Below are 360 nucleotides of genomic sequence, written 5' to 3' on the forward strand. Positions count from 1 at the left end.
TCGACTGCACTACCGGAGTGTTGCTGCCAACGTAGACGTTGTCCGGCGCAGTGACGGTAATCGAACCGCTGGTGCCATTGGCCGGTACGGTGATGACGGTCTTGCCGTCGCTCAGCGTGAAGGTCAATGCACCGTGGTTGTTGATCGGCAGGCCGTCTTTGTTGGTCAGGGTGACGGTGTAGGTGATCTCGCCACCTTCGGTGACCGAAGGAGTGGCGGTCAACTTGGCCACGACTTCGTCGGTGGTGTCGGTGACATCCACTTTCGCAGCGCCGCCCAACTCCAGGTTTTCGAAGGTGGCGCCGGTAGCGTCTACCGCCGATTTAATGCCAACGCTGATTTCACCGGCGTCGTTGTAAA

At 59.2% G+C, this 360-nt stretch carries 1 protein-coding gene; it reads right to left on the reverse strand.

Annotation, left to right across the window (positions count from 1 at the left end):
- On the reverse strand, positions 1 to 360 hold a 360-nt coding region (locus JOY50_RS28700), incomplete at both ends, for an immunoglobulin-like domain-containing protein (protein ID WP_243056191.1).

Source organism: Pseudomonas sp. BP01, from assembly GCF_022760795.1.
In the GTDB taxonomy this organism is placed as follows: Bacteria; Pseudomonadota; Gammaproteobacteria; order Pseudomonadales; family Pseudomonadaceae; genus Aquipseudomonas; species Aquipseudomonas putida_Q.